This is a genomic window from Salinarimonas ramus (assembly GCF_014645695.1).
Lineage (GTDB): Bacteria > Pseudomonadota > Alphaproteobacteria > Rhizobiales > Beijerinckiaceae > Salinarimonas > Salinarimonas ramus.
The window spans coordinates 1-11,919 of sequence record NZ_BMMF01000024.1; the positions used below are offsets into that span (position 1 = coordinate 1).

Here is an 11,919-nt window from a genome sequence, read left to right on the forward strand (position 1 = left end):
CCTGCCGGCGATCCTGGCCCTCGACGAAACGCCCCATCCCGAAGCTCCCCGTGTAGAGAGCTGAAGCTTAGCATATTCGAGGGCGTTTCCACACGGCCTCGGCCCAAAGCTGCCTCCTCAAGTTCGGCCCGGCGCTTGGCGTCCACCGCCGAGCCGATCTTCTCTAGACTAAGGTCACTTTGCGCGGCGATGTCTTGTTTTCCCGCGCCGAGCATTCGAGCAGCATGAGGGGCACGCGCGCGTCAATCGATTGCCGTGTGGCGGGCGATCAGAAGCCCAGCCTGTCGAACGCGTCCTCGATGGCGCGGCGCTTGTCGGCCGGATAATAGGGGCTGCGGTGCACCAGGGCGGCGCTGAACTGCGCCCTGGTGTAGTCCGGCCAGCTTCGCCTGATCCTCTCGATCAGGCGCTTCGCCGTCCGGTGGTCGCCGCAAAGCTCGTGGACCCAGGCCGCCACGGCCACCCCAAAGGCGTGGACGTTGGCGTGGTCGGTCGCGAGCTGGGCATGCCGGCGCGCTTCGGCGAGATCGCCGGCGAAGCAGTGGATGTGCGCCTTGTTGAGGTGGAAGGCGAAGGCCATCGGATCGAGCGGGCTGAGCCGCAGCGCGGCGTCGAGATGCGCGATCCCAGCGCGCTCCTGCCCCAGCAGGTAGAGCGTAAGCCCAGCGCATAGTGGCCGACGGCGAAGCTCGGGTTCAGCCCGACCGCCCGGCCGAGGCTCTCCGCCGCACCCTCCATGTCGCTGGCCAGCCACTGCGCCCGGCCGAGCGCCCAGTATCCGAGCGGATCGCGCGGATCGAGCGTGATGCTCTCGCCGGCGAGATCGCGCGCCCGGGCGACCGCACGGTCCCGGTCCTGCGCGACGCCGAAGAACGAGAGCTGCCAGGAGTGCCAGGACAGCGCGGCCGCGACCCGCGCGCAGGCGGGGTCCGACCGCGCCGCCGCGCGCAGGGCCTCCTCGGCGGGCTTCAGCGTGGCGGCGTCCTGCCGCTGCAACAGGCTCATGCCGCGGTGGAAGCCGATCCAGGCATCCACCGCGCGCACCGGCGACAGCAGTGCGCGCCGCCGCTCCGAGGCCTCGATCTCGGCCTCGACCGCGGCGACGTAGCGCACGCCGAGCGCCCGCGCCGCCTGGCCTCGGCCAGCGCCGTGCACCACGCGCTCGGCACTGGCGGGCGCGGCCACCTGCAGCCAGCGGGTCCTCGCCAGCCCGACAGCGACGTCGCGGCCCAGCGCGCGGGCGATCGTGTCCGGCAGGCGACCGCTCGCCACGGGTGGCAGGACGGCTACGGCCGGAGCGCCGGAGGCGGGAACCAGGTCCGGCTGTTCCGAACGAGCTGGCTCGACGGTGCGGGGCTCCGCCCCGCTCTTCGCCACGGGCGCGAGCAGCCGATAGCCGGCTCTCGAAACGGTCTCGATCACCCGGGGAGACTGCGCGTCGTCGTCCAGCGCGCGACGGATCTCGTGGATGCAGCCGCTCAGGACGCCGGCTGATACGCTGCGGCCCTGCCATACGCGGTCGAGCAGCACCTCGGTGAAGAACAGGTGACCCGGGCGGCTGGCGAGCAGAGCGAGCACGTCGAAGGTCTTGGCGCGCAGGAGGATCGGCCGCCCGTCCAGCGTCACGACCCGTTCCGCGACGTCGATCCCGATCGCTCCGCCCATGGTTTCGATCCCACGCCGATTCAAGACAAATCTAAACTCGGGCAGCTCGTCCGTATCCTAACATCGATCCCGTGCAGATGCGCACGATCTCGACGGAGTGACGATCATGAAAGGTCTGTCCCTAGCCGCCGCCCTCGCCTTCGCCACGACGGGCGCCCTCGCCCAGGACGCGCCCGCCTTCTTCAGCGAGACCTATCCCGACCATGCCCTCGGTCCAGCGCTGCAATGGTACGGCGCGCTGTCGAACGAGGAGGCTGAGCTCGACACGCTCACGCGCGGGCTGGTCATGGTTGGCGTCAGCGCCCAGATTCCCTGCGCCTATTGCGTGCACGCTCACGTGCGCAACGCGCGCCTGGCCGGCGCGACGGAGGGGCAGATCCGGGAAGCGGTCGCCGCCGCCGGCGCCGTGCGGATGTGGAGCACCGTCTTCCACGGCATGGCCTACGATCTCGACGCCTTCAAGGAGGAGTTCGATCGGATGCGCCCTCTGGCCGGGCAGGAATGACCCACCCGTTAGTCCCTACGCATGAACGCCGTCGCGGTAAGCGCCCTAGTCGACGCTCAGTTCGGCTTCATCGCGATGGCCGTGGCGAAAGGCTGATGCCCGTAGAGCAGACCCGCGGATTTGCGCCGGGCATACTCGGAACAGGGCGTCGGCGAGATCCTGGCCGTTCTCGCTGCGCTCGACCATGGCGACGCTGGAGAGCGTCCTGGACGCGCAGTCTATCGGTCGCAGGAAGGTCCGACTGGGCGGTGTCGGTGCCGCCGCTGGGCTGGGTCTGGTGCCGTCGCGCTTCGTGTTGGAATTCGGTGGCGTGGTCGCCGGGTGAATGCAGGCTATCGGTTCATGCTGCAAGATCAAGCGCCTGAGCGATGGGTTTGGCGATGGTCTGCCAGCCGTCGACTCGGCGCATCCTGATCTGGCCCGAGGCCATCGGGGCCCAGAACAGCATCGCGGCCGTGTCCGCGCAGGGCAGCACGGTCTGCGTCTTGATCCGCCGCCGGAACTCCTCGTGCAGACGTTCGATCGCGTTCGTGGTTCGGGCGCTTTTCCATTGGCTCGGCGGCAGCCTGGTGAAGGTTAACAGGCGATCGCCGGCCTCCTCGAGGCTGTCGGCGACGGCACGGTGGCGTACGCGCCACTTGGCGATGACCTTGCGCCGCTTCTCCTCGATCTCCTCCGGCGCCGAGGCGTAGATCATGTCGGTGTAGTCGGCGCCGATCTCCTCGTGCAGCCGCTCGGGCGCGTGGGCGAGCAGGTTCCTGTGCTTGTGAAACGTGCACCGTTGGATCGGGACGCCGTCCCAGAGCTCGGTGAGCGCCCGGTCGAGGCCGGCGCCGCCATCGACCAGGAGGAACTCGGGGCGGCGAAGGCCGCGCGCGACGAGGTCGTTGAGCACGGCGCGCCAAGCCTCCGCGCTCTCGCCGCCCATGCTCTTTACCGAGAGGAGGACCTTCTGCCCGTCCTCGCGCACGCCGAGAACGACGAGCAGCGAGATCGAGGTCGCCTTGCCGTCGAGGCGCACCCGAACCACCGTGCCGTCCAGGATCAGGCGCACGATCGGCTCCTCGGCGAGCGAGCGCTGCTTCCAGGCGTCCCAGTCCGTCTTCACCTTCCGCCAGGTGCGGCTGACGATGTCCTTGGAGACGGCGCCGCCGAACAACGCCGCGAGCGCTTGCCGGACGCGGCGCGTGTTCGTGCCCGCGAGATAGGCCAAGGCGATCAGCGCGTCGGCCGCCCGCGTGCGCCGCTGGTAGGCGCGCAGCGCCGTGCTCTTCCATTCGCTGGTGGCGCCCTCCTCGGTCGAAAGGCGCGCCCGCGGCACCGCGATCTCGGTCGTGCCGAAGCTGCCCGTCAGCGTTCGCGTCCGGCTGCCGTGGCGATGGCCGGCCGGGCGCTGCTCGCTGCCCTCGGTGGCCGCACTGCGAGCGTAGCGCGCACGCCCGAGCGCCTCGTCCAGCTCGGTCCGGATCATCGTCTCGATGAAGCCGCGGACCCGCTCGCGAAGGCCGGCCTCGATCGGGTCGAACCAGTTGTCGAAAAGGAACTCGTCCCCGGCGTCGGACGCGTGATCGGGGCTCGTTGGCATGGTAGTGCTGTTCATGGCGTGGTCTCCGAGCCCAGCGCGTCAACGCCGGGCGATTCGAGGTTTGGTCACCCCGGAGACTACGCCGCCCTCAATTCCAACCACATCCGCGACGGCACCCGGAATAACCGCCGAAATCGCTCGTTCACATTCTGGAGGCCGCAACGGCCTTGAGAGACCAGGAGCGAGACCCCATGAAGGCGAAAACCCTCTTTGCACTCCTCGCCGCAACCTTCGCATCGAGCGGGGCCGTCGCGGATGACCGCGATCCCGTCGGGCGGTTCATCGGCGATCTCTTCTCAGGCAAGGGCTTCCAGGAGCAGCGCTCGAACTTCCGCAGCCGGCGGCAGGAGCGCAGCGGCGAGTGGTGGAGCCGCGACGCGAGCACCAGCTACGGCGGCGGCTCCAATTCGAGCTCGAACTCGAACTCCAATTCCAGCTCCAATTCGTCTTCGAACTCATCTTCGAACTCCAGCTCCAACTCCTCCTCGAACTCGTCATCCAACTCGAGCTCCAATTCCTCCTCGAACTCGAGCTCCAACTCGTCTTCGAACTCGAGCTCGAACTCGTCCGACGACGACGATTGAGCCCTGCCGTGCTCCGCCCTGCCGGAACACCACACGAGCCGCGGTCGACGACCGCGGCTCGCTCCGTTTCGGCGTGTCCCGTGCGGCAGAGGCTCTCGCTGGTTCAGCGCCGCGCGCGGGCGTGCTCGCGGTACCAGCCGGAAGCGGCGCGAGTATTGCGCAGGACGCGGCTGCGGGCGGACGCCTCGGCCGGCGTCTCGGCGCGGATCTCGGCGCGCAGGCCGACGTCGGCGCGGCGGAAGGGCACGACCTGGACGAGCGGCGAGCCCTTCTCGATCACGTGCAGCCCGTCGGCGCCGGTGGCAAAGAACGGGAAGTGGATCTCGGAGGCGTAGGTATCCGTGTCGACGATCCCCGCCACGACCTGGAACACGTCGTTGGGACGATTGAGCGGGTCGACGAACAGGCAGCTCCAGCCCGGCGGGGTCACGATCGTCCAGTAATTGTGGAACTTGCACGGCGGCCGCTTCGCCAGCGGATGCCCCATCACCTGATGCGGGCCGTGATTGCTGACGAGCGTGCGGTCGAAGTCCCAGCCCGCCGTCAAATCGCTCCCGCCTTTCGCGATCTCGAGGCGCACGGTGGCGGCGAGGGGGAGGATCCAGCCAGTCGTCATGGCGTCCAGGAACGGCATGCAGCGCTTCACGGTGATGCCGCTGTCGCCCGTCGAGAGCCGGCTTTCGTCGATGGCGGGAAGCCTGCGGAACCAGCCTGGGATGTACGCCTTGGCCGGGACCGGGGGCGCCAACACGCCCTCGTCCTCCGGCCGGCACAGGAAGCGGATGCCGGCAGCGCGTTTTCCAAACAGCATCGTCTCTCCTCCGGGTGTCTCGTCGATCGGGCGCCGGCTCAGCGGCCGGCGAGCGCCGCCTGCTCCTCGTCGTCCTCGAGCGGCGGTCCCGCATCGATCCCGGCGAGGTAGGCATCGAGCGCCTCGAGCGCGCCCGCCGGAACGTAGCCGTCGCCGCCGGCGGGGACGGCCATGGAGAAGCGCACGACCCAGGCCGCCCTCTCGCTGCAGGCGACCGCAAGTACAGCCGTCCGGGCGTTCACGTCGACGATCTCGACCTCGCGGCAGAGCGCGCTGCCCCCATCCCGGAAGGTGGAGACCGCATGCATCTCGCGCCCATCGGGAAGACGCGCCCGCGCGCCGGACGGAATCTGCGCCAACGCCTCGGCGACGGTGCCATCGAGGGGGGCTGCGACCGCGATCACCGTCGGCGCGCCCGCGCCTTCGCCGGGGTCCTCGCCCGGCGACCCGACGTAGCCGATCGCGCCGCCGACGGCGAAGGCGAGGGCGACGGAGGCCGCCATCGACAGGTCGCGCCACGACCGGCGCGGCTGCGCGGGCCGGGCAGGAAGGCTCTGCGGCGCGCGCCGGTCCGCCTGCGGCTGCGCCGCGCGCGCTATGGAAGCGATGCGGGCCTGGAGCGCGTCGCCTCCCTCCGCATCGATGCGCGCCTCCCGCGTTGCACGACGCGCGACGCGGAAGGCCTCGATGCGCGCCGCGAGGACGGGGTCGCCGGCCGCGGCGGCCTCGACCCGCCGCGTGCGCACCGGGTCGAGCGCGCCGTCGGCGAGTGCCATCAGCTCCTCGTCTGCGAACTCGACTCGGCTCATTGTCTCGCTTCCTTCGTGTCGTCGGGACGGCCCGTCGCCGCCCCAAGCCCCAGATCCGCCGCGAGCCGCAGCCGCGCCCGCGCGAGGCGGCTCATGACGGTGCCGATCGGAATATCGAGGGTCGCCGCCGCCTCGCGATAGGAGAGTTCCTCGACGCAGACGAGGAGCAGAACCTCGCGCTGCTCGTCCGGCAGGTTCATGATGGCGCGGCCCGCGGCGTCCAGCAGGAGCCGGCTCTCGCCGGTGCGCGCGCCGTCCTCGCCCGCGAGGTCGAACGCGGCGTCGATCCCGACCGGGACACCCTCCGTGCGCACCTTCCGGAAGCGATCAATCCAAACGTTGCGCAGGATGCGCAGAAGCCAGGCATCCATCCGCGTGCCCGGCTCGAACCCGTCGCGCCCCGCGAGCGCCCGCTCACAGGCCGACTGCACGAGGTCGTCCGCGATATCGCGCGACCGGCACAGCGACAACGCGTAGCGGCGCAGGTTCGGCACGAGCGCGACGAGCGCGCGGCCGAACGCGTCGAGATCGTCGACCGTCGGCTCAGCGGGTGCGCGCGACATCGCGGCGTGCTCTCATCTCAACCCTCTCGTCCTGTCCGCCTCGGCGCGGCCGGTCTCCACCATGCAGAACGGGACGTCTTCGCGGTTATTCCGGGCGGCCGCAAATTATCTCGCGCGCTCCGCTCCCTCGGCGGAATAGGGGTGATGCGCGCCCGTTGTCGTCCGGCAGGCGAGACCGCATGATGCACCGGGAGGAGACTAATGGTTCGGTCCGCAATCGCTGTCGTGCTGGGGCTGCTTCTCGCGCTCTCGCCGCTCGATCCGCGCGTCGCGCCGACAGCGCGCGACGGCGCGGCGGCGCCCGCGCCGACGTACCTTTCCGCGGCGCGCGCCGACGACGACGACGACGGAGACGACGACGACGGCGATGGAGGTGGCGGAGGCGGTGGGCTCTCCGGCGGCGGAGACGGAGGCGGCGGGCCGGTCTGGCGCCCGCCGCAGGGCGAGGGCTTCGCCCCGCTGAGGCGGCTCTTCGGCATAGCACCGCAGCGCCCCGCCCGCCGCGCGGCCCCGCAGACGCCGCCGCCCGTCGCGGCCGAGCGCGAGATCGTCGCGATCGGCGTTTCCGAGGCGCTTCTCGGGAGCCTCGTGTCCGAGGGCTGGGTGCTGCTCGAGTCCGTCCTGCTCGAGCGGATCGGCGAGCGCCTGGTCCGGCTCGGGCTGCCCGACGGCATCGGGCTGGAGGACGCGCGCGCCAGCATCGCCGACCGTGCGCCGGACGCGCGAGTCGATCTCGAGCACTTCTACCGCCCGGGCAGCGATCCGGACGCGCCGCCGCCGTGGTCGGATGCGTGCGCGGGGCCGCAATGCGCCGCGCCGCGCCTCGTCGCCTGGCCGGCGCCGCCGGGCGCGCATCCCGCTTGCGCGGAAGGCCTGCGGATCGGGATGATCGACAGCGGCATCAACGTGGCGCACGACCACCTCCGCGACGCGACCATCGCGGTGACGCTGCTCGACCCGGAAGCCGAGCGGTCGGATGCGTATCACGGCACATCGGTCGCGGCGCTGCTCGTCGGCGCCCCGGACAGCCGCACGCCCGGCCTGCTGCCGCGCGCCGAGCTCGTCGCAGTCGACGTGTTCCAGGGCGCGCCGGGAAACGACCTCCGGGCCGGCGCCTTCGCCCTCGCCCGCGGGCTCGAGCGCTTCGTCGGCGCCGGGGTGCCGGTCGTCAACCTGAGCCTCGCGGGCCCGCCGAACGCGGTCGTCGAGCGTCTGGTCGAGCTGCTCCTGGCGGACGGGGTCGCGCTCGTCGCGGCGAGCGGCAATGCGGGACCGCGCGCCGAGCCCGCCTATCCCGCCGCGTACGCGGGCGTCGTGGCGGTGACCGCGGTCGATCGGTCCGGCCGGGTCTATCGCCGCGCGGGCCGCGGCCCCCACGTCGATCTCGCCGCGCCCGGCGTCGAGGTCTGGGCCGCGGCCTCGGTGAGCGGCGCGCGACCGCGGACGGGGACCTCCTTCGCCGCCCCCTTCGTCACCGCGGCGATCGCGCTGACCGCTCAGGCCAACGCCGCCGGAGATGCCGCGACGCGTCTCGCGGACCGCGCCCGCGACCTGGGCGAGCCCGGACGCGACGAGATCTACGGCGCCGGGCTCCTGCAGGTCGGGAACGTCTGCGATACGCCGGCGACCGCGCTGCCGGCCGCGGGCCCCTGACGCGCACGCCTCATCGCTGGCCGGGCTTCGGGCGGTAGAAGACATGCCGGCCGATCATCGCGACCCGGTCGAGTCGCCCCGCCCAGCGCGGCCGCACGCTGGCGGCGTGGTAATGCGTCCCCTCGCCGATCAGCGGCGACCAGCGCGCGCCCGTGAGCTTCTTGCCGCCGATGGCAATGTCACGGTAACCAGACCGAGTGCGCACGCCGGCTCGGACTGCGTCCAGATCAAGCCGCGGCGGTCGCAATTGTCCATGCAGCCGCGGCGTCCGGCCTGAACTGGCGCATGATGCGGCTGGACGTGAGGTGGCGTTGGAGGGCGAAGGTGTTGTGGACGGTGGCATGCGATGAGAGGAAACGCTGGGCCGAGCCGGGCGACTTGAAGCCCTGCATCTTGCGCTCTCGTCGTCGCACTGGCTAATGCGAGTTCTCGGCCCGGTTGTTCGCGCGCAGGCCCTGTTCGTGCCGCGCGGCGAGGCCGAGTTCAAGCTTCGCGGCCGCGTAGGAGCGCAGCTTATCGGTCACCAGCACCCGAGGCGCGCAGCCCTGCTTCTTCAGCAGCTTGCGCATGAGCTTCAGGGCGGCCGCCCTATCCCGCCCTGGCTGGACCAGCAGATCGAGCACCTCGCCCTCGCTGTCGACGGCGCGCCACAGGTACATGCGCCGGCCCTGGATCCTGACCACCATCTCGTCGAGGTGCCAGCTGTCCGAAGCCCGGGGCCGCAGCCGGCGCAGGTTGAGCGCGAAGGCCGGACCGAACTTCGCTACCCAGCGGCGCAAGGTCTCGTAGGAGACGTAGAGACAGCGCTCGGCTAGGAGCTACTCGCTGTCGCGGACTCCTGCGCGAGCTGCTGAAGAGGCAGGGTTGCGCGCCTCGGGTGCTCGTGACCGACAAGCTGCGCTCCTATGCGGCCGCGAAGCTTGAACTCGGCCTCGCGGCGCGGCACGAGTAGGGACTGCGTGCCAACAACCTTGCCGAGAACTCGCATCAGCCGGTGCGACGGTTGCCCTGACAGCGCCCATGCGCAAGCTGCTGAAGAAGCTCGGTCGCGCGCGGCAGCGGAAGGCGAGAAGCTGCCAAGCTGGGGGGCGTCTTCGGAGCCGCTCCAACTTGCCCGACGGCCGCAGTCGGCCCGAAGCCGCCTTCTCGATGATGGCCCGGCGCTGGCCGCGCCGACGCCGGGCCGGTCTTCTCAAAGCTCTATCCGCTCGGCGATGCTGAGCGCATCCTCGATCTCGACGCCGAGATAGCGGACCGTGCTTTCAAGCTTCGCATGGCCGAGCAGGAGCTGCACCGCCCTGATGTTGCTCGTCGCCCTGTAGATCGCCGACGCTTTGGTCCGGCGCATCGTGTGGGTCCCGTACGCGGTCGAGTCGAGGCCGATGCTCCGGATCCAGCGGTGGACGATGCGCGCGTACTGCCTCGTCGAGAGATGCCCGCCGGGGGCGACCCGGCTCGGGAAAAGGTATTGCGACGAAACCTGCGGGCAGCGGCGTAGCCAACCTTCTAAAGAGGTACGCGTCTGGGGCGAGATCTCGAAGTGCACCGGTCGCCGGGTCTTGCGCTGGACGATGGTGGCGCGGTCCTTGGCGCGGCCGCCGGCGAAGACGTCCTCGACGGCGAGCGCGAGCAGGTCGCAGGCGCGCAGCTTGCTGTCGATGGCGAGGTTGCGCGTTCCTGATCACGATCGTCTTCCGCTACGTCTTGAATTGGCCGTCGGGCGAAGCGGCCGAACGCTGGAGGAGAAACTGGACGCGATCGCCGCCGCCGGCTTCGACGGCGTGGAGATCTTCGAGCAGGACCTGCTCGCCTCCGATCGAAGTCCGGCACGGGTGGGGCGCCTCGTGCGCGATCACGGTCTCGAGATCACGCTCTTCCAACCGTTCCGGGATTTCGAGGGGCTCCCCGAGCCGCTGCGCGGACGCGCCTTCGCACGGGCGAAGCGCAAGTTCGACGTAATGGCCGAACTGGGCGCCGACCTCGTGCTGGTGTGCTCCTCCGTTCATCCCGAGGCGCTCGGAGGCATCGATCGCTGCGCGGACGATTTCGCCGCGCTCGGCGAGATCGCCGCGGAGCGCGGCTTGCGCGTCGGCTACGAAGCGCTGGCCTGGGGCCGTCACGTCGACGATCACCGCGACGCCTGGGAGATCGTGCGCCGGGCCGGTCATCCCGCCGTAGGCCTGATCCTGGACAGTTTCCACACGCTCGGCCGCGGCCTCGATCCGGAGACGATACGGCGCATTCCCGGAGACCGCATCTTCTTCGTCCAGCTCGCCGATGCACCCCGCATTCCGATGGACCTCCTGTATTGGTCCCGTCACTTCCGGTGCATGCCGGGCGAGGGCGATCTCGACGTCGGAGCCTTCGCGCGCGCGGTGGTCGCGGCGGGCTATCGCGGGCCGCTCAGCCTCAAAGTGTTCAACGACGAGTTCCGAGCGGGCCTGCCGAGCCTCGTCGCGCGCAGCGGGCATCGCGCGCTCGTCGACCTCATGGATCGCGTGCGGCGCGCCGAGCCCGTCCTGCGGGTCGATCTGCCGGACTTCCCGCCGCCCGCGCCGGTCGACCGCGTGGCCTTCGTGGAGTTCGCGACGTCGCGCGAGGCGTCGGGCGAACTCGTGGGGCTGCTCGATGCGCTCGGGTTCGCGGAGGCCGGTCGGCACCGGTCGAAGCCGGTCCGACGTTTCCGCCGGGGCGACGCCGACGTGCTGGTCAACACGGCGACCGACGGCTTCGCCCATGCGGCCTACTTGGCCCACGGCACCTGCGTGAGCGAAATCGCACTCGCCGTTCCGGACGCCGAAGCGGCGTACGCCCGCGGGATCGCGCTCGGCGCGGAACCGTTCGGGGACCCGCCGGGCCCCGGCGAGCTGAGCATTCCGGGACTGAGGGGCGTCGGTGGCAGCCTCTTGCGCCTCGTCGACCGCAAAGGCGCCGACCTCTGGGCGATCGATTTCGAGCCGCTCGACGGAGGGGGCGGGGCGACGGGAGACCGGGCGGACGAGAGCCCGGGATTCCTCGGCGTCGATCACGTGGCGCAGACCATGCCCTACGACGCGATGCTCTCGTGGGCGCTGTTCTACACGGCCCTGTTCACAGGCGATAAGGCGCCGATGGTCGACGTCGCCGACCCGCACGGTCTCGTGCGCAGCCAGGCAATCCGGTCCGGTGGTCTGCGCGTGACGCTCAACGGCTCACAGGCGCCGCGGACCCTAGCCGGACGTTTTCTGTCGGAGAGCTTCGGCGCGGCGACGCAGCACGTCGCAATCTCGACGTCCGACATTCTGGCGACGGCGAACGACCTCGTGGCGAGAGGCTTCTCGGCGCTTCCGATCGGACAGAATTACTACGCCGACCTGGAGGTGCGCTTCGATCTCGCGCCGAGCTTCGTCGACGCGCTGCGCACCCGCGACATTCTGTACGATCGTGACGATGCGGGAGAGTATTTTCAGCTCTACAGCTGCCCTTTCGGCGACGGCTCGTTCTTCGAAATCGTGGAGCGCCGGGCGGGCTATGCCGGCTACGGCGCGGCCAATGCTCCGTTCCGCCTCGCGGCGCAGAAGCGGCTGTCTCGTCCGGTGAGCATGCCCGGCCGATGAGGTTGAACGGGTCGGCTCGGTGCGCCGTCAGTCGTCGGCTGCTCTCGGCCCGAAGCCGCCGCCTCGGTTTCGGGCGACCCTGCGTCTACCTGCCTGTCGCGAACGGACCCGGAGCCGTCCTCAGGCCGTCGAGCGCGCGCGTGAGACC

General features: G+C 70.6%; 11 protein-coding genes and 2 pseudogenes. 5 read left to right on the forward strand and 8 right to left on the reverse strand.

Translation table 11 applies throughout. The features are described 5' to 3' along the window. Nucleotides 1-402: 402 nt before the first annotated feature. Nucleotides 403-1,665, reverse strand: coding sequence for a winged helix-turn-helix domain-containing protein (locus IEX89_RS23840; protein WP_188915796.1), 1,263 nt, complete (start codon nucleotides 1,663-1,665; stop codon nucleotides 403-405). 106 nt (nucleotides 1,666-1,771) lie between these two features. On the opposite strand from IEX89_RS23840, the gene IEX89_RS23845 reads away from it, so the two are divergent. After that, the gene (locus IEX89_RS23845; protein ID WP_188915797.1) at nucleotides 1,772-2,170 is read left to right on the forward strand and encodes a carboxymuconolactone decarboxylase family protein; all 399 of its coding nucleotides are present in this window, start codon (nucleotides 1,772-1,774) and stop codon (nucleotides 2,168-2,170) included. A gap of 340 nt (nucleotides 2,171-2,510) precedes the next feature. Here the strand turns inward: IEX89_RS23845 and IEX89_RS23850 are convergent, their stop codons facing one another. Then, nucleotides 2,511-3,755, reverse strand: a complete 1,245-nt coding sequence (locus IEX89_RS23850) for an IS256 family transposase (RefSeq protein ID WP_188915804.1) — start codon at nucleotides 3,753-3,755, stop codon at nucleotides 2,511-2,513. A gap of 191 nt (nucleotides 3,756-3,946) precedes the next feature. Between IEX89_RS23850 and IEX89_RS23855 the strand changes: the two genes are divergently transcribed. Continuing rightward, nucleotides 3,947-4,339: a hypothetical protein gene (locus tag IEX89_RS23855; protein ID WP_188915798.1), complete on the forward strand. Its 393-nt coding sequence runs from the start codon at nucleotides 3,947-3,949 to the stop codon at nucleotides 4,337-4,339. A 103-nt stretch (nucleotides 4,340-4,442) separates the two neighbouring features. Here IEX89_RS23855 and IEX89_RS23860 read toward each other — a convergent pair whose 3' ends face one another. From IEX89_RS23860 to IEX89_RS23870, 3 genes are read right to left on the reverse strand one after another with little or no spacing between them, the layout of a single operon-like run. Continuing rightward, nucleotides 4,443-5,150: a DUF6065 family protein gene (locus IEX89_RS23860; protein ID WP_188915799.1), complete on the reverse strand. Its 708-nt coding sequence runs from the start codon at nucleotides 5,148-5,150 to the stop codon at nucleotides 4,443-4,445. A 38-nt stretch (nucleotides 5,151-5,188) separates the two neighbouring features. Beyond that, entirely contained in the window at nucleotides 5,189-5,959 is a 771-nt protein-coding gene (locus IEX89_RS23865; protein ID WP_188915800.1) for an anti-sigma factor, read from the reverse strand. Next, on the reverse strand, nucleotides 5,956-6,522 hold the full coding sequence (locus IEX89_RS23870; protein WP_188915801.1) for an RNA polymerase sigma factor: 567 nt from the start codon (nucleotides 6,520-6,522) through the stop codon (nucleotides 5,956-5,958). Before IEX89_RS23870 ends, IEX89_RS23865 begins: the two co-directional genes overlap by 4 nt. 201 nt (nucleotides 6,523-6,723) lie before the next feature. Here IEX89_RS23870 and IEX89_RS23875 point away from each other — a divergent pair, with 201 nt between their 5' ends. Next, nucleotides 6,724-8,175 (forward strand): S8 family serine peptidase, encoded by a 1,452-nt coding sequence (locus tag IEX89_RS23875; RefSeq protein WP_188915802.1) that lies wholly within the window; start codon nucleotides 6,724-6,726, stop codon nucleotides 8,173-8,175. A 10-nt stretch (nucleotides 8,176-8,185) separates the two neighbouring features. On the opposite strand, the gene IEX89_RS23880 is transcribed toward IEX89_RS23875, so the two are convergent. Further along, nucleotides 8,186-8,380 (reverse strand): cell wall hydrolase, encoded by a 195-nt coding sequence (locus IEX89_RS23880; RefSeq protein WP_188915803.1) that lies wholly within the window; start codon nucleotides 8,378-8,380, stop codon nucleotides 8,186-8,188. Between the two features lie 22 nt (nucleotides 8,381-8,402). Further along, a pseudogene (locus tag IEX89_RS23885) lies at nucleotides 8,403-8,993 on the reverse strand (IS6 family transposase); the annotation flags it as partial. A 17-nt stretch (nucleotides 8,994-9,010) separates the two neighbouring features. Here IEX89_RS23885 and IEX89_RS24580 point away from each other — a divergent pair. Continuing rightward, nucleotides 9,011-9,124, forward strand: a pseudogene (locus tag IEX89_RS24580) (IS6 family transposase); the annotation flags it as partial. 243 nt (nucleotides 9,125-9,367) lie between these two features. Here the strand turns inward: IEX89_RS24580 and IEX89_RS23890 are convergent. Beyond that, a complete protein-coding gene (locus IEX89_RS23890) occupies nucleotides 9,368-9,835 on the reverse strand; it encodes a tyrosine-type recombinase/integrase (protein ID WP_188915805.1) in 468 nt (155 codons plus the stop codon). Here IEX89_RS23890 and IEX89_RS23895 point away from each other — a divergent pair. Further along, entirely contained in the window at nucleotides 9,834-11,771 is a 1,938-nt protein-coding gene (locus tag IEX89_RS23895; protein WP_188915806.1) for a bifunctional sugar phosphate isomerase/epimerase/4-hydroxyphenylpyruvate dioxygenase family protein, read from the forward strand. The two genes, IEX89_RS23890 and IEX89_RS23895, sit on opposite strands and share 2 nt — an antisense overlap. The last annotated feature ends 148 nt before the right edge of the window (nucleotides 11,772-11,919 follow it).

Coding starts and splice junctions, on each gene's coding strand:
- IEX89_RS23840 (WP_188915796.1), bottom strand. CDS start 1,665: ATGGGCGGAGCGATCGGGATCGACGTCGCGGAACGGGTCGTGACGCTG.
- IEX89_RS23845 (WP_188915797.1), top strand. CDS start 1,772: ATGAAAGGTCTGTCCCTAGCCGCCGCCCTCGCCTTCGCCACGACGGGC.
- IEX89_RS23850 (WP_188915804.1), bottom strand. CDS start 3,755: ATGCCAACGAGCCCCGATCACGCGTCCGACGCCGGGGACGAGTTCCTT.
- IEX89_RS23855 (WP_188915798.1), top strand. CDS start 3,947: ATGAAGGCGAAAACCCTCTTTGCACTCCTCGCCGCAACCTTCGCATCG.
- IEX89_RS23860 (WP_188915799.1), bottom strand. CDS start 5,150: ATGCTGTTTGGAAAACGCGCTGCCGGCATCCGCTTCCTGTGCCGGCCG.
- IEX89_RS23865 (WP_188915800.1), bottom strand. CDS start 5,959: ATGAGCCGAGTCGAGTTCGCAGACGAGGAGCTGATGGCACTCGCCGAC.
- IEX89_RS23870 (WP_188915801.1), bottom strand. CDS start 6,522: ATGTCGCGCGCACCCGCTGAGCCGACGGTCGACGATCTCGACGCGTTC.
- IEX89_RS23875 (WP_188915802.1), top strand. CDS start 6,724: ATGGTTCGGTCCGCAATCGCTGTCGTGCTGGGGCTGCTTCTCGCGCTC.
- IEX89_RS23895 (WP_188915806.1), top strand. CDS start 9,834: ATGGCGAGGTTGCGCGTTCCTGATCACGATCGTCTTCCGCTACGTCTT.